At 71.0% G+C, this 23473-nt stretch carries 22 protein-coding genes and 1 tRNA gene; 6 read left to right on the top strand and 17 right to left on the bottom strand.

Annotated features, from left to right (window positions below; all coding sequences use genetic code 11):
• Positions 1–140 precede the first annotated feature (140 nt).
• Positions 141–3428, top strand: a complete 3288-nt coding sequence (locus OG306_RS15175) for a S41 family peptidase (RefSeq protein WP_266746707.1) — start codon at positions 141–143, stop codon at positions 3426–3428.
• A gap of 33 nt (positions 3429–3461) precedes the next feature.
• Here the strand turns inward: OG306_RS15175 and OG306_RS15180 are convergent, their stop codons facing one another.
• Positions 3462–4241, bottom strand: a complete 780-nt coding sequence (locus OG306_RS15180; protein ID WP_266746708.1) for a TetR/AcrR family transcriptional regulator — start codon at positions 4239–4241, stop codon at positions 3462–3464.
• A 132-nt stretch (positions 4242–4373) separates the two neighbouring features.
• On the opposite strand from OG306_RS15180, the gene OG306_RS15185 reads away from it, so the two are divergent.
• Together OG306_RS15185 and OG306_RS15190 are read left to right on the top strand one after the other, a co-directional pair.
• Complete coding sequence (locus tag OG306_RS15185; protein ID WP_266746709.1) at positions 4374–5603, top strand: saccharopine dehydrogenase family protein; 1230 nt, start codon at positions 4374–4376, stop codon at positions 5601–5603.
• Positions 5604–6070: 467 nt separating this feature from the next.
• Positions 6071–7111, top strand: coding sequence for a serine/threonine dehydratase (locus tag OG306_RS15190; protein ID WP_266746710.1), 1041 nt, complete (start codon positions 6071–6073; stop codon positions 7109–7111).
• A gap of 135 nt (positions 7112–7246) precedes the next feature.
• Here the strand turns inward: OG306_RS15190 and OG306_RS15195 are convergent, their stop codons facing one another.
• From OG306_RS15195 to OG306_RS15210, 4 genes are all read right to left on the bottom strand, one after another.
• Entirely contained in the window at positions 7247–7480 is a 234-nt protein-coding gene (locus OG306_RS15195; protein WP_266746711.1) for a hypothetical protein, read from the bottom strand.
• 84 nt (positions 7481–7564) lie between these two features.
• A complete protein-coding gene (locus OG306_RS15200) occupies positions 7565–8458 on the bottom strand; it encodes an SDR family oxidoreductase (protein WP_266746712.1) in 894 nt (297 codons plus the stop codon).
• On the bottom strand, positions 8455–9486 hold the full coding sequence (locus tag OG306_RS15205; protein ID WP_266746713.1) for an alpha/beta fold hydrolase: 1032 nt from the start codon (positions 9484–9486) through the stop codon (positions 8455–8457). The genes OG306_RS15200 and OG306_RS15205 overlap by 4 nt, the downstream gene beginning before the upstream one ends.
• On the bottom strand, positions 9483–11006 hold the full coding sequence (locus OG306_RS15210) for a flavin-containing monooxygenase (RefSeq protein ID WP_371665376.1): 1524 nt from the start codon (positions 11004–11006) through the stop codon (positions 9483–9485). Before OG306_RS15210 ends, OG306_RS15205 begins: the two co-directional genes overlap by 4 nt.
• A 168-nt stretch (positions 11007–11174) precedes the next feature.
• On the opposite strand from OG306_RS15210, the gene OG306_RS15215 reads away from it, so the two are divergent.
• Positions 11175–11843, top strand: coding sequence for a MerR family transcriptional regulator (locus OG306_RS15215; protein ID WP_266907689.1), 669 nt, complete (start codon positions 11175–11177; stop codon positions 11841–11843).
• A gap of 154 nt (positions 11844–11997) precedes the next feature.
• Here OG306_RS15215 and OG306_RS15220 read toward each other — a convergent pair whose 3' ends face one another.
• Positions 11998–12813, bottom strand: coding sequence for an exodeoxyribonuclease III (locus OG306_RS15220; RefSeq protein WP_266746715.1), 816 nt, complete (start codon positions 12811–12813; stop codon positions 11998–12000).
• Between the two features lie 49 nt (positions 12814–12862).
• Here OG306_RS15220 and OG306_RS15225 point away from each other — a divergent pair, with 49 nt between their 5' ends.
• Complete coding sequence (locus tag OG306_RS15225; protein ID WP_266906364.1) at positions 12863–13342, top strand: GNAT family N-acetyltransferase; 480 nt, start codon at positions 12863–12865, stop codon at positions 13340–13342.
• 68 nt (positions 13343–13410) lie between these two features.
• Here the strand turns inward: OG306_RS15225 and OG306_RS15230 are convergent, their stop codons facing one another.
• The gene (locus OG306_RS15230) at positions 13411–14190 is read right to left on the bottom strand and encodes an SAM-dependent methyltransferase (RefSeq protein WP_371666243.1); all 780 of its coding nucleotides are present in this window, start codon (positions 14188–14190) and stop codon (positions 13411–13413) included.
• Between the two features lie 161 nt (positions 14191–14351).
• Here OG306_RS15230 and OG306_RS15235 point away from each other — a divergent pair, with 161 nt between their 5' ends.
• Complete coding sequence (locus OG306_RS15235) at positions 14352–15158, top strand: methyltransferase domain-containing protein (RefSeq protein ID WP_371666244.1); 807 nt, start codon at positions 14352–14354, stop codon at positions 15156–15158.
• 28 nt (positions 15159–15186) lie between these two features.
• On the opposite strand, the gene OG306_RS15240 is transcribed toward OG306_RS15235, so the two are convergent.
• The 10 genes from OG306_RS15240 to glp form a co-directional block, all read right to left on the bottom strand.
• Complete coding sequence (locus tag OG306_RS15240; RefSeq protein ID WP_266906362.1) at positions 15187–15447, bottom strand: hypothetical protein; 261 nt, start codon at positions 15445–15447, stop codon at positions 15187–15189.
• 290 nt (positions 15448–15737) lie between these two features.
• Positions 15738–16793, bottom strand: a complete 1056-nt coding sequence (locus OG306_RS15245; RefSeq protein WP_266746720.1) for a MarR family transcriptional regulator — start codon at positions 16791–16793, stop codon at positions 15738–15740.
• 815 nt (positions 16794–17608) lie between these two features.
• On the bottom strand, positions 17609–18436 hold the full coding sequence (locus OG306_RS15250) for an inositol monophosphatase family protein (protein WP_266746721.1): 828 nt from the start codon (positions 18434–18436) through the stop codon (positions 17609–17611).
• 7 nt (positions 18437–18443) lie between these two features.
• Positions 18444–18677 carry a hypothetical protein gene (locus OG306_RS15255; RefSeq protein ID WP_266746722.1) on the bottom strand — a complete coding sequence of 78 codons (234 nt, stop codon included), beginning with the start codon at positions 18675–18677 and terminating at the stop codon, positions 18444–18446.
• Between the two features lie 174 nt (positions 18678–18851).
• Positions 18852–18925: transfer RNA gene (locus OG306_RS15260), tRNA-Ala, on the bottom strand.
• A gap of 97 nt (positions 18926–19022) precedes the next feature.
• On the bottom strand, positions 19023–20141 hold the full coding sequence (gene sepX, locus OG306_RS15265; RefSeq protein WP_371665377.1) for a divisome protein SepX/GlpR: 1119 nt from the start codon (positions 20139–20141) through the stop codon (positions 19023–19025).
• 163 nt (positions 20142–20304) lie between these two features.
• Positions 20305–20910, bottom strand: coding sequence for a GNAT family N-acetyltransferase (locus tag OG306_RS15270; protein ID WP_266746724.1), 606 nt, complete (start codon positions 20908–20910; stop codon positions 20305–20307).
• A gap of 17 nt (positions 20911–20927) precedes the next feature.
• Positions 20928–21428 carry a MogA/MoaB family molybdenum cofactor biosynthesis protein gene (locus OG306_RS15275; RefSeq protein ID WP_266752214.1) on the bottom strand — a complete coding sequence of 167 codons (501 nt, stop codon included), beginning with the start codon at positions 21426–21428 and terminating at the stop codon, positions 20928–20930.
• A gap of 104 nt (positions 21429–21532) precedes the next feature.
• A complete protein-coding gene (moaC, locus tag OG306_RS15280) occupies positions 21533–22033 on the bottom strand; it encodes a cyclic pyranopterin monophosphate synthase MoaC (protein ID WP_371665378.1) in 501 nt (166 codons plus the stop codon).
• Positions 22034–22158: 125 nt separating this feature from the next.
• Positions 22159–23469, bottom strand: coding sequence for a molybdotransferase-like divisome protein Glp (gene glp / locus OG306_RS15285; RefSeq protein WP_327349729.1), 1311 nt, complete (start codon positions 23467–23469; stop codon positions 22159–22161).
• Between the last annotated feature and the right edge of the window lie 4 nt (positions 23470–23473).

Genomic DNA, 23473 nt, shown 5'->3' on the forward strand with positions numbered 1-23473 from the left:
CGTTCTCGCACATCAGCCAATGGAACGAAACTGTTTCGTACACATCGACGGTACCCCGCCCGTCCAGCGAAACGAAATCGTTTCGCTTGTGTTCCGCACCACAAGTTGCCGGGGCCCCCGCGCGCGGAAAGCATTGAAGAGTGAGTGACGACGTCGCGTATCTCCGATTCCCGCACCTCCACGACGATCTGCTCTGCTTCGCCGCCGAGGACGACCTCTGGGTCGCTCCCCTCGCGCCGGAGGGGCAGCGGCCGGGCCGCGCGTGGCGGCTGACCGTCGACCGGACCAGAGTCAGCCACCCGCGGTTCTCCCCAGACGGGAGCCGTATCGCCTACACGACCTGGCGCAGCCTCGACCCCGAGATCCATCTCGCACCGGTCGAGGGGGGCCCGGCGAGGCGGCTCACCTACTGGGGGTCCACGGACGCCCGCGTCTGCGGCTGGACGCCCGATCCCGGAGACGCCGCCCAGATCCTCGCCGTGTCCTCGCACAACCAGCCGTTCTCGCACATCTCCTGGGCCTACGCCCTCCCCACGGACGGCAGCCCCGGCGGCAAGCTGCCCTGGGGACCGGTCTCCGACATCGCGGTCGCCGACATCGACGGCGAGCGCCGCACCCTGCTGCTCACCGGCAAGCCGCCGCACGAACCGGCCTCCTGGAAGCGGTACCGGGGCGGTGCGATGGGACGGCTGTGGCTGCACGGCAAGCGGCTGCTCCCGGACATCGGCGGGCACCTCGACTCGCCCATGTTCGTCGGCGACCGGATCGCGTTCCTCTCCGACCACGAAGGCGTCGGCAATCTGTACTCCTGCCGGCCCGACGGCACCGATCTGCGCCGCCACACGGACCACGACGCCTTCTACGCCCGGCACGCCTCCAGCGACGGCCGCCGGGTCGTCTACCAGTGCGCGGGCGACGTGTGGCTGGTGGACGACCTGGCGCCGGACGCGGTGCCGCGGAAACTGGAGGTACGGCTCGGCGGGCCGCGCGTCGGACGGCGTACGCACCAGGTGCCGGCCGCCAGCAACATCGACGCGCTGTCCGTGGACGAGACGGGCCGGGCCAGCGCCGTCTCCGTACGCGGCAGCCTGTACTGGCTCACCCACCGCGACGGCCCCGCCCGGACGATCGCCGACACCCCGGGCGTCCGGGTCCGGCTGCCCGAGATGCTCGGCAGCGGCGGCCAGGTCGCCTACGTCACGGACGCCGACGGCGAGGACGCGATCGAGATCGCCTACCTGCCGCGCGCCAGCGGCGACCGCGCCCCGCGCCGACTGGCCTCCGGACTGATCGGCCGGGTCCACGAACTGGTCTCCGACCCGGACGGCGAACGCCTGGCGATCGCGACGAACGACGGGCGGCTGCTGCTCCTGGACACGGACGAGGAGACGCCCACGGAGGAGCCCGTGGAACTGATCCGCTCCATCAACGGCCCGGTCCGCGACATGGCGTTCTCGCCGGACGGCGCCTGGCTGGCCTGGTCGCACCCCGGGATCGGCCGTTCACTGCGCCAGATCAAACTGGCCCGCATCCTCGGGACGGGGTCGCCGGTGATCGTCGATGTCACCAACGGCCGCTTCGAGGACGAGAACCCCGTCTTCACGGGCGACGGACGCTACCTCGCCTTCCTCTCCTGGCGCGGTTTCGACCCGGTGTACGACGTCCACACCGGGGACCTATCCTTCCCGCTGGGCTGCCGCCCTTACCTGGTGCCGCTCTCCTCGGCAACGCCCTCCCCGTTCGCCCTGTCGCCGGAGGGGCGCCCGGCGGCGGGCGGTCTCGACCCGGCCGACGACGTACCCGACGTGGGTGCGGGAGAGGGGCCGTCGACGGTCACGGTCGAGTTCGAGGGGCTGGAGAACCGGGTGACGCCGTTCCCGGTCTCGGCATCGAAGTACTCGGCCCTTCATCCGGTGAGCGGCGGCGGGCTCGTCTGGCTGCGCTGGCCGATCTCCGGCGCGCTCGGTGAAACGTTCGCGAACCCGGCGGACATGTCGGGCCGCCCCACCCTCGAACACTTCAACATCTCCAAGGCCAGGAAGACCGAACTCGTCGGCCACCTCGACTGGTTCGCGGTCAGCGGCGACGCGACACGGCTGGTCGTCATGGACGAGGGCGAGCTGCGCGCCGTCCCCGCCACCGAGATCGGCGACAGCGACTCGACGGTCTACCTCGACCTGCGCCGCATCCTGCACGAGGTCGACCCGGCAGCGGAGTGGCGCCAGGCGTACGCGGAGGGCGGCCGCATCATCCGCTCGTACTTCTGGGAACCGGACATGTGCGGCATCGACTGGGACGCCGTGCTCGACCAGTACCGCCCGCTGGTCGAACGGGTCGCCTCCCCCGACGAGTTCGCCGATCTGATGCGCGAGGTCCTGGGCGAACTGGGCACCTCGCACGCGTACGTCGCACCGGCCCGCCGCAACGAGGGCCCGCCGCACTACCAGCGGGCGATCGGGCTGCTCGGCGCGAACCTGACGTGCCGGGACGACGACTGGACGATCCGGCGCATCCTGCCCGGTGACTCCTCCGACTCCAAGGCCCGTTCCCCGCTGGCCGGTACGGGCATCCGGGAGGGCGCGGTCCTCACCCATATCGACGGCCGCCCCGTCGACCCGGTGGCAGGCCCGTACCCCCTCCTCTCCGCGGCGGGAGGCACCACCGTGGAACTCACCTTCCGCCCACCCGGAGGGGAGGGCCCCTCCCGCCGCGTCGCGATCATCCCCCTGGTCGACGAACGCCCCCTGCGCTACCAGGACTGGGTGGCCAAACGCCGCGAAGTCGTACGGGAGTTGAGCCACGGCAAGTGCGGGTACCTGCACATCCCCGACATGGGCGGCTCCGGCTGGGCACAGTTCAACCGGGACCTGCGCATGGAGGTCTCCCGCCCGGCGCTGATCGTCGACGTACGCGGCAACGCGGGCGGCCACATCAGCGAGCTGGTGGTCGAGAAGCTCACCCGCACGATCCTCGGCTGGGACCTGACCCGCAACGCCCAGCCGGTCAGTTACGCCTCCAACGCGCCCCGGGGCCCGGTGGTCGCCCTGGCCGACGAGGCGACGTCCTCCGACGGCGACATGATCACCGCCGTGTTCCGGCTGCTGAAGCTGGGCCCGGTGGTGGGCCAGCGGACGTGGGGCGGCGTGGTCGGCATGACCGGCCGGCACCGGCTGGGCGACGGCACGGTGATCACGGTGCCGATGAACGCGGCCTGGTTCGACACGTACGGCTGGTCGGTCGAGAACTACGGCGTCGAACCGGACCTGGAGGCCCTGCGCACCCCGCTCGACTGGGCCGAGGGCCGGTACGCGGTGCTCGACGACGCGGTGCGGGTGGCCCTGGACCTGCTGGCCGCGCACCCGGCGGCGACCCCGCCGACGTACGGCTCCGTCCCGGACCGGCGGCGTCCGCCCCTGCCGCCGCGGTAGAAGGACCTGGGGCGGCAGGCCGCACACCGCTGCTCAGCGCGTCGGACCGGCTCCGGATCTGCCGGGGCCGGGACCAGGGCCGAGGCCCACGCGGGTCCGTCCCGGAACGACCCCGGACGTCTCCCACTGCGCCGCGGCACCGTCCAGCAGCATCTCCAGGGCCGTGGGGTAGGCACTGGCGACCATGCGGGTCGCAAGGAGGGGCGCCGCCTCGGCAATCCGGGGGTGTGTGGTGCGCGGCAGGCGGGCGTACGTCGAGCGCCACATGTCCTCGTCCGCTCTGAGGCTTTCGCGCGGCAGGGCCAGCGAGGCGGCGTCGAGCGCGGCGAAGGCCAGGGTCTGGTCGATGAAGGCCTGGTAGATCCGTACCGCGTCCGGCAGCGGGAACCCCGCCGTGCGAAGTACGTCGAGGATGGCCTCGTCGGCCGCCACCTCGTTGGCTCTGCCGGTGACCCGGTTCGCGGTCAGCAGCGCCGCCTGCGGATGCGCCAGGTACACGGCGTGGATGCGCAGACCGAGGCCGCGCAGATCCGACCGCCAGTCCCCCGTGGGCCGCCAGCCTTGCAGGGCCTGCCCGATGAGGGCGTCGCCGATGGCGAGGGTCAGATCGTCCATTCCGCGGAAGTACCGGTAGAGGGTGCTGGGGTCGGCGTCCAGGGCCAGTCCGAGACGGCGGGCGGTGAGTCCCGCGCTGCCGTGCTCACGCAGCATCCGCAGGGCGGTCTCGACGATCAGTCCCTCGGACAGCACGATGCCGCTCCGGGTGGGACGACGGCGTCGCCGCTTCTCCTCGGGCACCACCGTTTTCGCCATCGCCGCCTCCTCGCCCCTTATGCCAACACCATTGACCTTATCCGAGTACCCGGCGTTGGATCTCCTGGCAGGGGCGCCGCACCTCAGGTCCGTGCGGGCACGCCCCGTCTCCGCAGAGAGGAAGTCCGTGTCATGCGTGTTCTGCTTGTGGGAGCCGGCGGTGTGGGCACCGCGATCACCCGGATCGCGGCCCGGCGCTCGTTCTTCGACGAGATGGTCGTGGCCGACTACGATCTGAGCAGAGCCGAGGCGGCGGTCGCCGCCCTCACGGGCACCGAGGGCGCCGGGGGCCGCTTCCGCGCCGCGCGCGTCGACGCCTCCGACCAGACGGCGGTGTCGGCGCTGCTGACGCGGTACGGATGCGACGTCCTGCTCAATGCCACCGACCCGCGGTTCGTGATGCCCCTCTTCCAGGCGGCGCGCGCGGCCGGCGCAACCTACCTCGACATGGCGATGTCCCTGTCGCGCCCGCACCCCGAGCGACCGCACGAGGAGTGCGGGGTCATGCTCGGCGACGAGCAGTTCGCGCAGGCCGACGACTGGGAGAAGGCGGGCGCGCTGGCCCTCGTCGGTATGGGTGTGGAGCCGGGGCTGTCCGACGTCTTCGCGCGGTACGCGGCCGACGAACTCTTCGACGAGATCGAGGAGATCGGCATCCGCGACGGTGCGAACCTCACCGTCGACGGCTATGACTTCGCCCCCTCCTTCAACATCTGGACCACCATCGAGGAGTGTCTCAATCCGCCGGTCGTCTACGAGGCGGACCGCGGCTGGTTCACCACCGCGCCCTTCAGCGAGCCGGAGGTGTTCGACTTCCCCGAGGGCATCGGCCCGGTCGAGTGCGTGAACGTGGAGCACGAGGAGGTGCTGCTCGTCCCCCGTTGGGTCGGCGCACAGCGCGTGACCTTCAAGTACGGCCTGGGCGAAGAATTCATCCAGACCCTCAAAACGCTGCACCTCCTGGGCCTGGACAGCACCGAACCGGTGACCGTGCCGGGCGCTGCGGGTCCGGTGAGTGTGTCGCCCCGCGATGTCGTGGCCGCCTGCCTGCCGGACCCGGCGACGCTGGGCGATCGTATGCACGGCAAGACCTGCGCGGGCACCTGGGTGCGCGGCACCAAGGACGGCGCACCGCGCGAGGTCTACCTCTACCACGTGGTCGACAACCAGTGGTCAATGGCCGAGTACGGCTCCCAGGCGGTGGTGTGGCAGACGGCCATCAACCCGGTCGTCGCGCTCGAACTCCTGGCCACGGGCGCGTGGACCGGCTCGGGAGTCCTCGGCCCGGAGGCCTTCCCCGCCCGCCCCTTCCTGGATCTGCTCAACGCGTATGGCTCTCCGTGGGGCATGCGGGAGCAGTGACCGTCTCGGCTCATCAGGGATCCGACGTCCCTCCTGGGTGGGGGCGAGCGCCGAATTGGTGGACGCGCCCGTGTCCTTCGAACGGCCCCTGCACCTGTTCGGCCACCTCAGCGGGCACAGCCAGGTTCTGTTCCGTGGTGAGCAGGTCACCGATACTGGTCTGCCGACCACTTCGAAGGTTCTGTTCAAGGATGTCGGCGCGCTTCCAAGGGCTGAGCGCCGCGGGCCCGTTCCCCGACGGGCCCGTCACCGGAGTCCGGCCTTCATCCGGTGAGCGAAGTGAAGCCGGACACCGTCGTGATCGCGACAAGCACCAGCCCCTCCTCCATGCCCGCTCTCCTCGCGGCTCCCCGTTCACCTGGCTTACACCCAAACACGCTCCTGCATAAGCTGGTTGATGCAGCGATCACGGACAGAGGAGACATGGGCACCGCCCAGCCGTGACCTCTCTCGGCAGGAGCAACGACGTGCACCAACTCACGTACGACGACATCAAGGCCGCTACCGACCGGATCGCCGGGCACATCCGCCCGGTCGCCGTCGCCCCCGTCGCGCCCGTCGCCCCGGGAACGATCCGCGCGGCGCACCGCGGTCCGCTCGACGACCGACCCGAGAAGCCCTACGAGGTCTGGTTCGCGCTGGAGTTCATGCAGTACACCGGCTCCTTCAAGGCGCGCGGCGCGCAGAACTTCATCCAGGCCCACCGCGAGGCAGGCACTCTGCCGAGCGCGGGGGTGACCATCGCCTCCGGCGGCAATGCCGGGCTGGCCTGCGCCTGGGCGGCCCGGCAACAGGGCGTGCGCGCCACGGTGTTCGTGCCGACCGTCGCCCCGGCGGTGAAGGTGGCCAAGCTCCGCGGCTTCGGGGCGGACGTGCGGCTGGTCGGCGCGGAGTACGCCGAAGCCCTGGAAGCGTGCGAGGAGTTCGCCGCCTCGTCCGGCGCGCTCGCCGCGCACGCCTACGACCACCCGCTGATCGCCGCAGGGGCCGGCACCCTGCTGGAGGAGATCCACGCACAGATCCCCGGTCTGGACACCGTGGTGGTCTCGGTCGGCGGCGGCGGCCTGCTCGCCGGCGTCGCCGCCGCTGCCCGGCACCACGGAATCCGCACGGTCGCCGTCGAACCGGAGAACTGCCGGGCACTGAACGCCGCCATCGAGGCCGGTCGCCCGGTCGACGTCTCCGTCGACTCGATCGCCGTCGACGCCCTCGGCGCCCGACGCGCCACCGCCCTGGCCCTGCACGCCGCCCGCCAGGACGACGTCCGCTCCGTCCTGGTACCGGACGGCGAAATCGTCCGCGCCCGCCGGACGTTGTGGGACCACCACCGCGTCGCCGTCGAGCACGCTGCCGCCACCGCACTGGCCGCGCTCACCGCTCCGGACCTTCCGAACGGGCCGACGGCGCCGGGCTACGGCTACCGGCCGCGCGACGGCGAGCGGGTCGCCGTGGTGCTGTGCGGGGCGAACACCGACCCGAGCGACCTGGTGCGTCCGGCCGAGAACTGATGTCCGGTGGCCGGCCGGGGCTTGCCGCGCCGGGCCGGCGGCCCGCCGAAGGCCCCGGCCGACGCCACGCGAAAGGGGCGCACCCGGTCACCCGGGCACGCCCCTCACAGGCAACGCGCAGTGTCGCGAATCGCGTCAGCGGTCGAAGCGCTCGCGGGTGTCGTCCGTCGCGCCCTGGGCCCTGTCACGGCCCTGCTGCGACGTCTTCGAGCCCGGCTTCGAGGCCCGCTGGGACGTGCCCTGCGCCCGCTCCCGGCCTTCGCCGCGGGCCTCGCGGCCCGTGCCCGTGCCCTTGCCTTCGTTCGCCTTCTTCTTCGCCTGGTCGGCGAGCTCCTGCGCCTTGTCCTTGAACTGGTCTGCGATACCCATGCTGTTTACTCCTAGTGGGTGCGTGGGGACGGCCCGTAAGGGCCTCGACCAGAGTTACACGCCTCGACACGCCGCGCATTTCGATCAATTACGCTGCGTACGCACCGCCCGCGCGTCCCGGTCCGCCGCGCCTCCCGCGCCCACGAGCCCCTTGCTCACGCCCTCCAGCCGCGGCCCGAACCGTCGCATCTCCCGCTGCCCGACGACGCCGATCAGCGCGGGGAGGTAGCCCCGTACGGACTGCATCCCGCGCAGCCACCACTGCGCGTACACGTGCGCGGAGCGCCGTTCGATACCGGCCACGATCCGGTCGACCGCCGGTCCCAGCGGATACGTACGGTTCGACGGCCAGGGCAGCCGCTGCCGCAGTTCCCGCATGACGTCGTCCTGGTCGGCGCCGCGCACCATGTCCGTGTCGGTCCAGGACAGATAGCCGACCCCGACCTTCACCCCGCGGTAGCCGACCTCGGCCCGCAGGCTGTGCGCGAACGCCTCGACCCCCGACTTGGACGCGCAGTACGCGGTCATCATCGGCGCGGGCGTTATCGCGGCGAGCGAGGCGATCTGGAGGAAGTAGCCGCGGCTCTCCATGAGGACCGGCAGGAACGCCCGGCCCGTCACCGCGCCGCCGATCAGATTGACCTCGATGACCCGCCGCCACGCCTCCGGGTCCGAGTCGACGAACGGGCCGCCCGACGCGACCCCGGCGTTGGCGACGACGACGTCGACCTTCCCGAACCGCTCCTTGACCTCCTCGGCGACGCGGGCCATCGCCTCATGGTCGGTGACGTCCGCGAACCAGTGGCCGCTCTCCGAATGCAGCCGCTCGGAGACCTTCTTCAGCTCGTCCGGCTCCAGGCCGACCAGCGCGAGCTTCGCGCCGCGCGCCGAGAGCTTGCGGGCCAGCAGTTCACCCACGCCACGCGCCGCGCCCGTGACGACGACGACCTGTCCTTCGAGACTCCGCCGATCGCTCATGCGACATCCTCCTTCTCGGTCGTACCGTCCACACCATCCGCAACGCCCGAACTGCCCACACCGTTCACACGATTCGCACCGGTCGTGCCAGCCGCGCTGTTCGCGCCGTTCGCGCCGCCCGCGCCGCCCGCCGGGACGTACGCGGTGACGAGCTCCCGGATCTTCGCGGTGACCGCCTCGGGCGCCTCCACCGGCGTCATGTGCCCCATGCCCGCCAGTTCGGTGAGGCCCAGGCAGTCGGGGAGCGCCGCCGCGATCGCGCGGGCGTGCACGGGCGGCGTCAGCCGGTCCTCCGTACCCGCGATCACCGCCGTGGGCACCCGCAACTCCCGTACCCCGGCGTCGAGATCGAGGTCCGCGAGGACGTGCCCCCAGGCGACCCTGGCCACCCGCGGACACGCGTGCACGATCCGGGCGCAGGTCTCGACCCGTTCCGGAGCCGAGCCCGCTCCCATCGTGCCGTACTTGAGTATCCGCCTGGAGACCGGCGTGACCGGTCCCAGCGGGGCGCGTGCCCCGAGAATCGCGCGGGTCGTCCGGGTCCGGACGGCCCCGGCCCGCAACGGCACCACCCGCGACTCGTCGATCAGCCGCGAACTGCCGGTGCTGCACAGCAGTACGGCCGCCGCGTGTGCGCGCAGTCCGGCGCGCCGCGCGGCGGCCATCATCGTCATGCCGCCCATGGAGTGCCCGGCGAGCACGGCCTTCTCGCCCGGTGCGAGGGTGGCGGCCAGGACCGCTTCGAGGTCGTCGGCGAGGGCTTCGGTGCTGTAGCCCTCGCGGCCGACGGCGGGTGAACGGCCGTGGCCCCGCTGGTCGTAGGCGACGACCCGGTGGTCCGCCGCCAGATCCCGGATCTGCGCGGCCCAGAAGTGGGTGTTGCAGGTCCAGCCGTGCGCGAGGATCACCGCGGGGGCACCGTCCGGTCCGTGCACCTCGACGTATATCCGGGCGCCGTCGGCGGAGAGCGCGGTCAGTTCGCGTGCGGGGACCGGCGGGGCGTCGTCCCGTCGTAGCAGCCGGCTCATCCCACGGCCTCCTCGGCGACGGGCCGGCCGGCGGCGGCGGCCCGCTTCGGTATCCGCACGATCTCGTACTCCGCGAGGTCGACCGATCGCGTCGCCCTACGGAATTCGGCGGTGGTGCCCGGCCACACCGTGGTGTTGCGGCCGTTGGCGTCCAGGTACCAGCTGGTGCAGCCGCCGGTGTTCCACACGGTGCGCTTCATCCGGTCCTGGACGCGACGGTTCCACGCGCCGACCGCCGAGGGCCGCGCGTCGAGTGCGACCCGGCCACCCAGCACGTTCAACTGGCGCAGGTAGTCGGCCATGTAGTTCAGCTGGGACTCGATCATCAGGATCATCGAGGAGTTCCCGAGCCCCGTGTTGGGGCCGATGATCGTCATCCAGTTGGGGAAGCCGGCCGCGCTCGCACCGCGCAGCGCCTGCATACCGCCCTTCCAGGATTCGGCGAGCGTGCTGCCTTCCGCGCCCACCACCCGGTCGGCGATCGGCATGTCGGTCACGTGGAAGCCGGTGCCGAAGATGATCGCGTCGACCTCGGTCTCCGTACCGTCACAGGCGACGACCGTGGAGCCGCGCACCTCGGCAAGACCGGAGGCGACCACGTCCACGTTGGGCTGGGCGAGCGCCGGGTAGTAGGCGCTGGAGAGCAGGATGCGCTTGCAGCCGATGCGGTACGAGGGGGTCAGCTTGGCCCGCAGCGCCGGGTCCTTGATGGACCGGGCCATGTTGGACTTGGCTATCTTCTCGACCAGGCCCAGTTCGTTCGGGTGTTTGGTGAAGGCGCTGACCTGCAACTCCCGTATGCCCCACAGCAGTCCGCGGCGTGCGGCGCCGGTGACGGGGAGCGTGCGGTGCAGCCAGCGCTCGGCGCCGCTGATCCTGCGGTCCATGCGGGGCATGACCCAGGGCGGGGTGCGCTGGAAGAGCGTCAGCCTGGCGGCCTTCGGCTGGATCGAGGGCACGATCTGGATGGCGGAGGCGCCGGTGCCGATGATCGCGACGCGCTTGCCGGTCAGGTCGTAGTCGTGGTCCCAGCGGGCCGAGTGGAAGACCTTGCCGGGGAAGCCGTCGAGCCCGGGGATCTCCGGCGTCTTCGGGTCGGAGAGCGGTCCGGTCGCGGAGACGACGACATCGGCCGTGAACGTGGCCCCGTTGCCGGTACCGATGACCCAGTGGAGCTCGTCGCGGTCCCAACTCATCTTCATGACTTCATGGTTGATTCTGATGTGCGGGCGCAGCCCGAAGGTGTCCGCGACATGATCCAGATAGGCGCGGATGTGTTCCTGCCCGGAGAAGGTGCGCGGCCACTCGGGGTTGGGCGCGAACGAGAACGAGTAGAGGTGGGACGGTACGTCGCAGGCGCAGCCCGGGTAGCTGTTGTCGCGCCAGGTGCCGCCGACGGAGCCGGCCCGTTCCAGGACGACGAAGTCCGTGATGCCTTCGCGGCGCAGCCGGACCGCGGCCCCGAGGCCCCCGAATCCGGATCCGATCACCGCCACTCGTACGTGCTCGTGCTGGGCCATGCTGCCGCCTCCCGCGGTACGTCACACGACTCTGCCAGCAATCACTGGCATTGTTGGGAGGGTAGAGCAGCTCTCTACTGATGGGTAGGGGTCCGGCAAGGGAAAGTTACCGGCGGTACAACATAGGGTGCGGGTGTGGCTGAGGGACGCGAGCACCGCGAATACCGGATGGAGGAGCTGGCCAAGGAGGCCGGCATCCCCGTACGGACCGTGCGCTTCTACCGGGAGCGCGGCCTGATCTCGCCGCCCCGCCGCGAGGGGCGCATCGCCTGGTACGACGATCACCACCTGGCCCGGCTGCGCACCATCGCGGGTCTGCTGGAGCGGGGCCACACCCTGACCGGCATCGCCGATCTCGCCCGCACCTTCGAGAGCGGGCGCGATGTCGCCGAGGTGCTGGGCCTGGGCGAACCGAGCGAGGAGACGCCGGTCCGCCTCACCCCCGAACAGCTCGCGGACTACTTCGAGGGCGAGGTCACCCCGGAGAACCTGGCCGCCGCCCTCGACCTGGGCTATCTGGCCACCGACGGCGACGAGATCGTCCACATCAGCCGCCGTCTGCTGGAGGTCTCGGCGCAGCTGGTACGGGAAGGGGTGCCGCTCGCCACGGTGCTGTCGGCCGGCCGCCGGGTCCGCGAACACGCGGACGCGCTCGCCGAACTCTTCGTGAGTGTCCTCGAAGCCCACAGCGACGAGGATGCCCGCGGCGACGCGCCCGAACCGCCCCAACTCCGCCCATTGGTCCGCGCGGTGGTGGACGCCGAGCTCTCCATGGCACTGGACCGGCGCATGCGCCGCGAGGACACCGCACGCCTGCCGCGCAAGCCGGCCTCCTGACGCAGAGAGCCCGGAACGGCGTGCGCCCGACGGCCAACAGGCCGACGACCGAAGCGGCGTTGACCAGCAGACCGAAGGTCTACAGGCCGAAGACCGACAGACCGAAGTCCCACAGACCGAAGACCTGCAGGCCGAGGACCGACAGGCCGAAGACCTACAGGTTGAAGACCACCGTCACCGGCGCGTGGTCGCTCCACCGCTCATCGTGCGTCGCGGCCCGCTCGACCCAGCCCTTCACCGCACGCTCCGCCAAGCGAGGCGAACTGACGATAAGGTCAATCCGCCAGCCCGTGTCGTTGTCAAAAGCCCGCCCACGGTAGGACCACCAGGAGTACGGCCCCTCCTCCTCCGGGTGCAGCGCTCGTACGACATCGACGTACGCGGCCTCGTCGAAGACGCGGGTCAGCCACTCCCGCTCCTCGGGGAGGAAGCCGGAGTTCTTCTTGTTGCCCTTCCAGTTCTTCAGGTCGGCCTCCTGGTGGGCGATGTTCCAGTCGCCGCAGACCACGACCTCGCGACCATCGGCCGCGGCCCGCTCCTTGAGGCCCTTCAGGTACGGGAGGAACGCGGCCATGAACCGTTCCTTCTCCTCCTGCTTCTCCGTGCCGACCTCGCCGGAGGGCAGATACAGGCTGGCGACCGTGACGCCGGGCAGGTCGACCTCGACATAGCGGCCGCTGGCGTCGAACTCCTCGCTCCCGGCGTCCCCGAAACCACCGAACCCGATCTGCACGCGCTCGGGCGCACGCCGGGTGTAGAGGGAGACACCCGCCCGCCCCTTGGCGGCGGCCGGCGCGTGCACGGTGTGCCAGCCCTCGGGGTCACGCACCTCGTCGGGCAGCTGCTGCGGCTCGGCCCGCACCTCCTGCAGGCAGATCACATCGGCTTCGGTCCGGGCCAGCCACTCGACGAAGCCCTTCTTGGCGGCGGCGCGGAGCCCATTAACATTGACGGTCGTCACAGTGAGCATCCCGGCACGATACCGAGACACCGGCCCGCATACCTGTACCATATTCCGCATGAATATCCACGCGCGCCCCTTCGACCACCCAGACGCCGTCAAACTCAACGACCAGGTGCAGCTCGAATACGCCGCGCGGTACGACGACGAGGGCGATGTCACACCGCTCGACGCCTTGATGTTCGAGCCGCCGAACGGTCTGTATCTCCTCGCCTACGATGCGCAGGGCCGCCCCGTCGCCACCGGAGGCTGGCGTTCCCAGGAGCGGAACGAGGAGGGCTACTGCGACGGCGACGCCGAGATCAAGCGGATGTTCGTGATACCCGAGGGCCGTGGCAACGGGCTGGCGCGCCGCATCCTGGCCGCCCTGGAGGCCGACGCCCGGGCGGCGGGCCGCAGCCGGATGGTGCTGGAGACCGGGGACAAGCAGCCCGAGGCCATCGCGCTGTACACGTCCAGCGGGTACTCCCCGTGCGAGAAGTTCGGCCACTACCGCACGTACGAGAGCAGCCTCTGCTTCGCGAAGCCGCTGCGGTAGCGGCCCCGCCGCTCCCGGGGGCCTAGACCATCAGGCCGCAGCCCCCGCCCCCCCCCCCCCCCCCCCGGTCAGCGCACCCGCGCGACGCCCACGTAGAAGCCACTGCGCTCCTGCGCCGGCGCAGGCTCCTCCTGGTACCACTCCGGGGCGTACACCAGCCCGGGCTCGACGAGATCCAGGCCGTCGAAGAAGGGCTCGACCTCGCTCCGGGTCCGCATCCGCAGCGGGATGGCTCCCTTCTTGTACGCGGTCTCGGTCTCCTGCCGCAGTTCGGGATGCTGGTCGGCCGTGCCATGCGAGAGGACCAGGAAGCTGCCCGCGGGCAGGGCGTCGACCAGCGTGCGGGTGATGCCGTACGGGTCCTGGTCGTCGGGCAGGAAGTGCATGAGCGCGATCAGGGACAGCGCGACGGGCCTGCTGAAGTCCAGCAGCTCACGGGCTCGTTCGAGGATCGCCCGCGGCTCCCGCACATCCGCGTGGAGGTAATCGGTGGCGCCTTCCGGGCTGCTGACGAGCAGCGCTTCCGCGTGACGCAGGACGATCGGGTCGTTGTCCGCGTAGACGATCCGGGCGGTCGGCGTGATGGCCTGGACGACCCGGTGCAGACTGGGCTCCGTGGGGATACCGGTGCCGATGTCGAGGAACTGGTCGATCCCGCCGCGCGCCAGCCAGGCCGAGGCCCGGTGCATGAACGCCCGGTTCCGCGCCGCGTTGCCCCGCGCCTGCGCGGGCAGCGTCTCCCCCACCCGCTGGTCCACCGGATAGTTGTCCTTGCCGCCCAGGAGCCAGTCGTAGACGCGCGCGGGGTGGGGCTTGCTGGTGTCGATCTGGGGCTGGGACTGGGACATTCCGGCCGTCACAGGACGCTCCTCCGTACGGGGAATTCATGAGCAGGCGAGCGCCCTGCCCGGGTGTCTCGTATTATCGGCCCGCACTGACGTCGAGTACCACCAAGGATTGTGTGAATCACTCCGCTCTCCGGGCCAAGGCCCTTTCGCTCGCGGCCGACATGGCCGCCGCCGATCACAGCCCGGATATCCAGCTGTCCCAGACTCGCCACCGGGCCGCGCTGGTGGCGAGCTGGCACATCGCGCCCTGCTCAACCGTCCTCGAACTGGGCTGCGGACAGGGCGACATGACTGCCGTCCTCGCAGAGGCGGTCGGACCCAAGGGGCGCGTGGTGGCCGTCGACGTGGCCGAGCCCTCCTACGGGGCGCCGGTCACGCTCGGGGAATCGGCAGCTCGGCTCGCGGCGGGCCCCCTCGGGCCGCGCATCGAATTCCACTTCGGCACGAACGTTCTCGACCCATCGGTCGACTTCCCCGAAGGCACCTTTGACCACGTGGTGCTCGCACACTGCTCCTGGTACTTCGCCTCGCTCCGGCAACTGCGGGACACACTGGCCCGGGTACGGCCGTGGGCGCGGCACCTATGGTTCACCGAGTGGGACCTGACGCCCACCTCTGGCGACCAGCTGGCGCACCTCCTCGCCGTGCTGGTCCAGGGGCAGATCGAGGCCGCAGGATCGCATGGCGAGGGCAACGTCCGCACGCCCTTCTCCCGTGAGGAGCTGCTGCGGCTCCTGCCCGAGGCCGGATGGACAACCGACGGCAGCGGGTCAGTCAATACCGAAGACCTCCAGGACGGCGACTGGGAAATCGCTGCCTGCCTCGACCTGGCCGGAACGGAGGAACGCTTGGCCGCGCTGCCCGAGCCGGTGCGACAGATCGTCCTGAGCCAGGCCGACGTTCTCCGGGCCATCGCCAAGCCGCGCGGCAACCGAGCGCTCGCTGCGTATTCAGTCACCGCACGCTGACACGCCCCAGCGGCCGGCCGGTCAGAGTTCAGTGAGATCGGCCTGCCTTCGGTGAGATCGGGACAGCCAGCACGGCGTTCCAGGTGAGGTTCCCCCGGCCTGCGGGAGATACGTCGCGGCGGGCCCCCTCGGGCCGCGCATCGAGCAGCGCCTGCCGCGGCGCCCGCTGCTCCACGGCAAGCTCCCGCAGCGTCGTGAGAAGGAGCTCGCCCAGGGCGAGCGGCGTCGCATCGACGCGTTCCGCCAACCGATCGGCCACACCGGAGAGTTCGGGAGCCTTGACCGTCAAGGCTACGAAACCATCCCCTCGGCGGGCCGCCTGGAGGCGGGCGGCAAAGGACGCACCGGGGATCGCGGGCAAGCGCCAGTTCGCCCTGCGCATACGCGATCAGCGTCCGGGGCCTGGCCAGGGCGGACACCGTCGGCCAAATCGGCTGCCTGCACAGGGCCGGCCGCACCCTGCCTTCCGTCCGACGGCGATGCTCCGGATCGGCAGAGCGGGGGCCGCGGCGCGGAGCGGCCGTCGAAGGAGGTGGAATTCAAGGACCCGGACACCGGAAAGACCTGGCGCAGGAGGCGTCAACGCAGCTTCAACTGCTCGCGAAGACGGTTCACATGAGCCTGGATGTCGCGTTCGATGCCGGGGGCTGCCTCGGGGGCAGGGTGGGCGGCAGGGCCCGGAGCGGGTTGGCGGCAGGGGCCGCACAGCCCGTCGCGGAACGCCTTGGACTTACCGGGTGCGCCGCATTCGGTGCACTCGACCATCAGACGGCGTACGGGAGAGCCCGGCGCAGCCGGTGCCGGGGTGGCGGGCAGGCGGGGCGGGATCTTGTCGAGGAGGCGACGCCTGACGAAACCGACGGGCGAGTCGACAGCCGCGGGAAGTCCGGCGGTGAGGGCGTGCGTGAGGTAGTCGGCGTCGACACCGCGTGCGAACCACTCGGCGGCCGTCTGCTCCAGCGCTGTGCAGTCTGCGGCGGAGAGGGCCAAGCGGGGTTCGGTACGGCCGAGTTGAGCCAGGGCGAGGAAGGCGAGCGAGGGATGCCCCGAGGCGCCCTTGGCGCACTTCGGCTCCGCAGTGCGCTGCTGCGGCACCGCCGGGACGGGTGGCGGTACCGCTACGGGTGCGGCCGCTTCGGCCGGGACATCTGCCCGGGGTGCGGCGGGACCGGCAGGAACCCACTGCGGCGGGGGCGCGATGGCCACTGTGGTCTCCTGCGGTACGGGGCAGCTCTCCTCGGCGGCGAGGAAGGTGGTCCACCACTCGTTGTCGCGGGCGGTGCGGGACCAGAAGGTGCGGGTGACCCAGCGGACCTGGCCGCCTTCGCCGGTCAGGCACCGTACGTGACGCAGATGACCGGCCACACCCAGGGCCCGCAGGGCACTGCCGACGGCCATCTGCCCGTACAGGGGCTGGCTCCGGGCCAGCGACTTGATGTCCATCGCCGCACCGTCGGGCAGTTTGTCGACGTAGCCCGCGATGTGCCGCTCGCGCTCGGGCAGAAACGCGAAGTCGTCCTCGCGGAGCGGGCATTGGTCCGGTACGGATCGCTTCCCGTAGCCGGGCTTCGCCTTCGGGTACGGGCGAGAGGATGCGGGCGCGCACAGGGCAGAGCTAAGGTTCTGGGTAACCAAGGGATCGCCTTTATTCGATCTTGAGGTGAGACCCCGGCTCGGTGCTGTGAACACCGCGTCGGGGTCGTTACGTTGGGGGCACCGTAAGCAGTCGCGACTCCGTGCCGCAAGTCGGTCACGATTAGTCATACTTGCTGGCCGTGACGGGTCAGGGCGGGTGGGTAGGTTTCCCCAATCCCCTTCATTTTCCTGCCGGTTGTAAGACACGGCTCGAATCCCGAAGCCCGGACCCCGACGCCCGGAGCCCGAAGCTCAAGACTCGGGCCCGGCTCCGTCCCCATACCCACGAAAGAGTGAACGGGCCCCTTCCGAGGCTCGAACCCCGAATCCCGGCTCTCGAAGCTCGGGCTGCGGGGAGTCCGCGAGCGCACATGATCATGAACCGTCCAATACGGTGCTCGCAGCCCGCCGGTCCGTGACAGTGACACACGCGCGGGGTTTGACGGCGCTCTAGCCGCACTCCCAATGAGCGCCGGAGAGATCCCACCAGGGCCCGACAGTACCCGTCCGGCCCGCCCAGTTGGCTATTTGTCCAGCCGCTACTGACTCTGTGCCCATGCGCCTTCCCAGTCCTCGCTTCAGCCGTCTGGTCACCCTTGTCGCGATCGACGACACCCAGCGGGTTGCACTGCTTCCCCGGCCTGGCTCCACTTCATAGCCATGTCCGGAGGTCTGGAAGGACGGCGTCCCTCCGAGCAGCACGACGTCCAGCTCCGGCCGGTGGCGCGGGCACTGCGCCGCCTTGACCAGGGGCGAGTAGACGCCGACCAGGTCGAGCTCGTCCACGCCTGCATACGCCAGAACGCCGATCCGGGTCATCTCTCCACCCCCTCCCCCTCGGTGAGGAGGTCCACCAGCGCGTCATGGATCGCGGCGGCCGATACGAGGTATCCGCCGCCGAACAGGTCCGGCGGGACGTGTGCCGGCACCAGCTCCAGATGGCTTCGTACCGCGCCCGCCTCCTGGGCGATCAAGGAGGAGGCGGCGACGTCCCAGGGATGGAGCGTCTCCGTATGCGCGTCCAGGCGGCCGGCCGCCACCCAGCAGATGTCAAGCGCGGGAGAAGCGCCACGACGAATGTCCTGACAGTGCGTCAAAAGTAGCTCGATCCGCCGCAGGAGTGGACTCAGATCACCTTTGCGGTGCGGAAACCCGGTGCTGATCACCGCCCGGTGCAAGCCGTCGGGAACACTCGTCCGGATCGGGTGCCCGTTGAGCCGGGCCCCCTGGCCACGTATGGCGGTGAACGTCTCACCGAGGAAGGGAGCGTGTACGACCCCGACCTCGACTGTGCCGTCCACGATGAAGGCCACCGATATCGACACGTAGGGATGCCCGTGCGCGTAGTTCGCGGTGCCGTCGATGGGGTCGACGACCCACATGGCCGCCGAGAGATCTGCGGCCTCCCAGCCGTCGGCCACGGCCGTCTCCTCGGAGAGGATGCCGTACCGGGGGAAGGCCGCTCGCAGGCCCCGGGCGATCTCGGCGTCCGCCAGCAGATCGGCGTCGGTGACCGGCTCGACGCCGTCCTTGTACGAGGGGGTGGAACGCCCGGTCGGCTGGTGTTCCATGATGAGCCGGCCGGCGGACCTGACAGTGGCCACGGCGACATCGAGGATCGCGGCGAGGTTGTGCTCCGTCATGTGAGGCCTACTCCGCAAGTCGCGCCAGCGTACGGTCCCGCACGTCGCGGTCCAGCATGTCTGCGTTGATGTAGATGCGGCGGGTGGAGCCGATGAGTTCGTGCATGCGCCTCTTCATGGAGGCATAGGCGTCGCCGTAACGCCCGAAGTCATTGTCCAGATGGGCCAGCACATCGTCCTGAAGATCGCCATGTCGCGAGGTCGCAGGAGTCTGCCTCCACGCCTGCGGTCCCCGCGGCATGCCCGCATCTCCACCCCCGATCCACTCCGACCGGGAAGCCATGCTTCCCAGCAGTCCGATGGACTGACTTGCGTACCAATCGCGGCTGAAACGACGAGATCCCGTTCAGACGGTGACCGTCTGACCGGGATCTCGTGAACCCTTCGCGAGCGAACTCGCGAACGGCTTGTGCGGTGGACCTGTGGGGATTTGAACCCCAGACCCCCTCGATGCGAACGAGGTGCGCTACCAGACTGCGCCACAGGCCCTTGCAACGAGTGAAACTCTAGCACCCCCACCGGGATGCTCGGAAATCCGTTCCGCGCTGGTCAGCCGAGTCGGTGTCGCAGCGGGAACGCGGCGGGCTCACTCGTTGGCGGCACGAGGGCGTTCCCCGTCCTCGTACTGGTCGAAGAGCGGGGTCCGGCCGCGGTCGCGGGTGCGGCGGGACTGGTTGGTGCGCTGGCGCGGTGCCGGGTCGACGGGAGGTGCCGTGGCGTGCGAGGTGCCCGTCCGGGTGGGTTCCGCGGCGCTGGAGCGGGCCGCGCTCCAGGTCTCCGGGTTGCCGACCTCGACACCGGCCGTGGCGCGCGGGGCGACCGGGGCGGTGACGTACGTCGGCAGCGGGACCGGGACGGGCTCCCAGCTGTCGCCCTGGACCCGGCCGCGTTCGCGCTGCTGGTCGACCCATTCCGCGTGGTCCGTCTGCTCGACCAGGGCGCGGCGGCCGGCCTCCTGCGGGGAGACCGCGGGCGCGGGCTCGGGCTCGGGGTGGCGCGCTTCGGGCTCCTCGTCGGCCTCTGCGGGGGCCGACGCGGCCGGCTGGTGCCTGCGGGGACGGTTCTCGCGCAGACGCTGCGCCGCGACCTCGGCCCGCCGCCGGTCCATGGTGAAGGCGAACCGGCGCCGCTCCTGGGCGCGCAGATGCACGATGTACGTGCTCAGCAGCACCGCCGGAACCGCGGGCGCCCACAGGAAGCCGAGTCCGCCGACCGCCGCGACGACCGCGCCGAGGGTGAAAGCGAGGAAGAGGACGACGGTGGTACGCCGACGGCGCGCGAGGACCTGCAGGCGCTGGGCGCGCCGGACCCGCTCGGCGTCCGCCCCGCCGGGGCGCGGGCGCGCGCGCCGTGCGGATGCGGGGCGTTCCCGGTCCGTGCGCTCGGGCGGGTGTGCCGGGTCGTGCAACCGGGCTTCGGTATGCGCCGGAGGCGCGGCGAAGGCCCGGACGTCCACGGAATCCATACGGTCCGTGTCGACGTCCGGGTCGGCGTCGGGCCCCGCCTCCTCGGCGGTGCGCTCCCGCAACTCCCTGGCGTACCGGCGCTCCATTGCCGCCCGTCCGGACAGCAGCCGGATGGCGGTGCTGAAGCGTTCCGTCGGACGGGCTTCGTTGAGCTCGTCCTGCCTGCGGAGCCACATCGGCACCAAGTAGGCGGCCCAGGCCCCGACGATGACTGCGTAGATGAGGCCGCTGCTGCTCACGTCTCACACCGTAGAGGGGTTTGCACGGAGGCATCCGCCAATTGGCCCGGTGTGTCGCACGATCCGGCTGATCTCAAGGACTTTTTTTGTGATTGTTCAGATCGGCGGCGCATGTTTGCGCGTTTATTTGTGGTCACACGCCGATCGATATCGAACACTTATTTCATTTCTGTGGCGTTCCGGGTCGTGCCTGGTGCCAGCGCCGGAGCAGTCCCTCGGGTACTTCCTCCGCGGTGAGCGCGTAGATCATGTGGTCCCGCCAGGCGCCGTCGATGTGGAGATAGCGCGGACGCAGGCCTTCCTCACGGAATCCCAGTTTCTCGACGACCCTTCTGCTGGGCCGGTTCTCCGGACGAATGCACACCTCGATGCGGTGCAGTCCGACCCTTTGGAAGCAGTGGTCGACCGCGAGGGCGACGGCTGTCGGCATCACACCGCGGCCCGCCACGTCCTGGTCGACCCAGTAGCCGACATGGCCCGAGCACATCGAGCCCCAGGTGATGCCGGCGACCGTCAGCTGGCCGACCAGCCGGCCCTCGTACTCGATGGCGAAGGGCAGCATCCGGCCCGCGTTGGCCTCCAGACGCAGATGACGGACCATCTGACGGTAGGTGGGGCGCTGGGCCACCGGGCCGCCCGGTGCGGGCGGCGGCACGGTCGCCTCCCAGGGACGCAGCCAGTCACGGTTGCGCCGGTTGACCTCGCGCCACACGCGCTGGTCGCGCAGTTTCACCGGGCGAAGGGTGACCGCTCCGTCCGTAAGGACCACCGGCCAGGTCGGGACGTTCAGCTCGGGCTCCCGGGTCGGGGGTGATCGCCGCCGCGAAGCTGGTCGACGGCGTGCACCAGGAGACGTTCGAGGACGGCGAGGCCGTCGCGCACCCCACCGGTGGAGCCCGGCAGGTTCACGATGAGTGTGCGGCCGGCGACGCCCGCGAGGCCCCGGGAGAGCGCGGCGGTGGGCACCTTGTCGCGGCCTTCGGCGCGGATCGCCTCGGGGATGCCGGGGATCTCGTGGTCGAGGACGCGACGGGTGGCGTCGGGGGTGCGGTCGGTGGGCGAGATGCCCGTACCTCCGGTGGTGACGATGACGTCGTACCCGGCGGCCACGCCGGCGCGCAGCGCCTGTTCGACCGGGTCGCCGTCGGGCACGACCCGCGGTCCGTCGACGGCGAAGCCGAGCCGCGTGAGCGCCTCGGAGATCAGGGGGCCGCCCTTGTCCGCGTAGACCCCGGCAGAGGCGCGGTTCGATGCGGTCACGACGAGGGCGGCGTACGGGGCGGTCAGCGCGCCACCGAGCGGAGGCCCGGCCGGCCGGCCGGCGCCGGACTGCCCGGTTCCGGACGTGGCGTTCTCGTCCGGCCCGCCGGGGGCTGCCGCGTCGGGCGCCGTCACGCGTCCGCTCCGTCCGGCGCGGTGCGCCGGTACTCGCCGGACTTGCCGCCCGACTTCGACTCGACCCGCACGTCCGTGATGACCGCCGCCCTGTCGACCGCCTTGACCATGTCGATCACGGTGAGCGCGGCGACCGAGACGACCGTCAGGGCCTCCATCTCGACGCCGGTGCGGTCCGTGGTCTTCACCGTGGCGAGGATCTCCACCGCGTCGTCGGCGACGCTCAGCTCGACCTTGACGCCGGAGACGGCGAGCGGGTGGCAGAGCGGAATCAGCTCGGGGGTGCGTTTGGCGCCCATGATCCCGGCGATCCGGGCGGTGGCGAGGGCGTCGCCCTTGGGCACTCCTTCGCCGCGGAGCAGCTCGATGACGCGCGGCGAGACGAGGACCCGGCCACTGGCGCTGGCGGCGCGCGCGGTGACGTCCTTCTCCGAGACGTCGACCATGCGGGCCGCGCCCGCCTCGTCGATGTGCGTCAGCCTGTTCTGCGTACTCAACTCACTCCGCCTCGCGGTAGGGCGCCGGTTGTCCGACCGGCCCGCACCACTGGTGCGGGCCGAGGGGCCCGGGGGTGTCCCCGGGACGGCACAGCGGCAGATACCGTACCGCCACCGCCCGGGGATCAGCGGAGCAGGATCACCTCGGTGTCCGTGCCGGGTTCGGCGGAGGTGACGTCCTCGGGCAGCACGATCAGCGCGTCCGCCTGTGCGAGGGCCGCGATCAGATGCGATCCGGAGCCGCCGACGGGGGTGACGGTGCCGGCCTCCGCGTCGTACGTACCGCGCAGGAACTGGCGTCGGCCGGCCGGTGAGGAGAGCGCCTTGTCGGTGTTCAGCGTGGCCCGGGCGGTGGGACGGTTCACGTCCTGAAGACCCATCAGGGCGCGGATCGCGGGCCGTACGAACAGCTCGAAGGAGACGTACGACGAGACGGGGTTGCCCGGGAGCGCCAGCAGCGGGGTGTGGTCGGGGCCGATCGAGCCGAAGCCCTGCGGCTTGCCGGGCTGCATGGCCAGCTTGCGGAAGTCGATGCCGCTGCCGGGCTCGTCCTCGTCGCCCATCGACGACAGGGCTTCCTTGACGACGTCGTACGCGCCGACGCTGACGCCACCGGTGGTGACGACGATGTCGGCGCGGATCAGCTGGTCCTCGATCGTGGCGCGGAGCGTGTCGGCGTCGTCGGTGACGGCGCCGACCCGGTAGGCGATCGCTCCGGCGTCCCGGGCGGCGGCCGTGAGCGCGAAGCTGTTGGAGTCGTAGATCCGGCCGCCGGTCAGCTCCTCGCCGGGCTGCACCAGCTCGCTGCCGGTCGAGATGACGACGACGCGCGGCCGGGGCCGCACCTTCACCGTGGAACGGCCGATCGCGGCGAGCAGACCGATCTGGGGCGGGCCGATCACCGACCCGGCGCTCAGGGCCAGATCGCCCGGCCTGACGTCGCTGCCGCGGTCCCTGACATGGGCGCGGGCCTCGACGGAGCGGTGGACGCGGACCTCGCCGCCCGCACCCTCCGGGGCGTCTCGGTGGGCGCGCATCGTGTCGGCCGGGCCGCCGCCCGTACCCCCGTCGGTCCACTCGACCGGGACCACGGCCTCGGCGCCCTCCGGCAGCGGGGCGCCGGTCATGATGCGGGCGGCCTCACCGGGGCCGACGCGCCGGTCGCCGGGCAGCCCGTCGCTGCCGGCCGCGATGTCACCGATGACGGTGAGCACCGCGGGGAACTCCTCGTCGGCGCCCTCGACATCGGCGACGCGGACCGCGTACCCGTCCATCGAGCTGTTGTCGAAGGGGGGCAGGGCGATCTCCACGACGACATCCTCGACGAGGACGCAGCCCTGCGCATCGTGCAGTTGCAGCTCGATGGGTTCGAGCGGTCGCACCGCGCCGAGAATGTCTTCCAGGTGCTCGTCCACCGACCAGATCGTGCTGCTCAAGGTG

The organism is Streptomyces sp. NBC_01241 (assembly GCF_041435435.1).
In the GTDB taxonomy this organism is placed as follows: domain Bacteria; phylum Actinomycetota; class Actinomycetes; order Streptomycetales; family Streptomycetaceae; genus Streptomyces.

What these genes read in the sequence shown, in the direction of transcription:
- OG306_RS15230 (WP_371666243.1), bottom strand. Translation starts at nt 14,190, where the DNA reads ATGTCCCAGTCCCAGCCCCAGATCGACACCAGCAAGCCCCACCCCGCG.
- OG306_RS15255 (WP_266746722.1), bottom strand. Translation starts at nt 18,677, where the DNA reads ATGCCGCGGGGACCGCAGGCGTGGAGGCAGACTCCTGCGACCTCGCGA.
- OG306_RS15205 (WP_266746713.1), bottom strand. Translation starts at nt 9,486, where the DNA reads ATGAGCCGGCTGCTACGACGGGACGACGCCCCGCCGGTCCCCGCACGC.
- OG306_RS15250 (WP_266746721.1), bottom strand. Translation starts at nt 18,436, where the DNA reads ATGACGGAGCACAACCTCGCCGCGATCCTCGATGTCGCCGTGGCCACT.
- OG306_RS15180 (WP_266746708.1), bottom strand. Translation starts at nt 4,241, where the DNA reads ATGGCGAAAACGGTGGTGCCCGAGGAGAAGCGGCGACGCCGTCGTCCC.
- OG306_RS15195 (WP_266746711.1), bottom strand. Translation starts at nt 7,480, where the DNA reads ATGGGTATCGCAGACCAGTTCAAGGACAAGGCGCAGGAGCTCGCCGAC.
- OG306_RS15200 (WP_266746712.1), bottom strand. Translation starts at nt 8,458, where the DNA reads ATGAGCGATCGGCGGAGTCTCGAAGGACAGGTCGTCGTCGTCACGGGC.
- OG306_RS15225 (WP_266906364.1), top strand. Translation starts at nt 12,863, where the DNA reads ATGAATATCCACGCGCGCCCCTTCGACCACCCAGACGCCGTCAAACTC.
- OG306_RS15235 (WP_371666244.1), top strand. Translation starts at nt 14,352, where the DNA reads ATGGCCGCCGCCGATCACAGCCCGGATATCCAGCTGTCCCAGACTCGC.
- OG306_RS15220 (WP_266746715.1), bottom strand. Translation starts at nt 12,813, where the DNA reads ATGCTCACTGTGACGACCGTCAATGTTAATGGGCTCCGCGCCGCCGCC.
- OG306_RS15210 (WP_371665376.1), bottom strand. Translation starts at nt 11,006, where the DNA reads ATGGCCCAGCACGAGCACGTACGAGTGGCGGTGATCGGATCCGGATTC.
- OG306_RS15215 (WP_266907689.1), top strand. Translation starts at nt 11,175, where the DNA reads ATGGAGGAGCTGGCCAAGGAGGCCGGCATCCCCGTACGGACCGTGCGC.
- OG306_RS15185 (WP_266746709.1), top strand. Translation starts at nt 4,374, where the DNA reads ATGCGTGTTCTGCTTGTGGGAGCCGGCGGTGTGGGCACCGCGATCACC.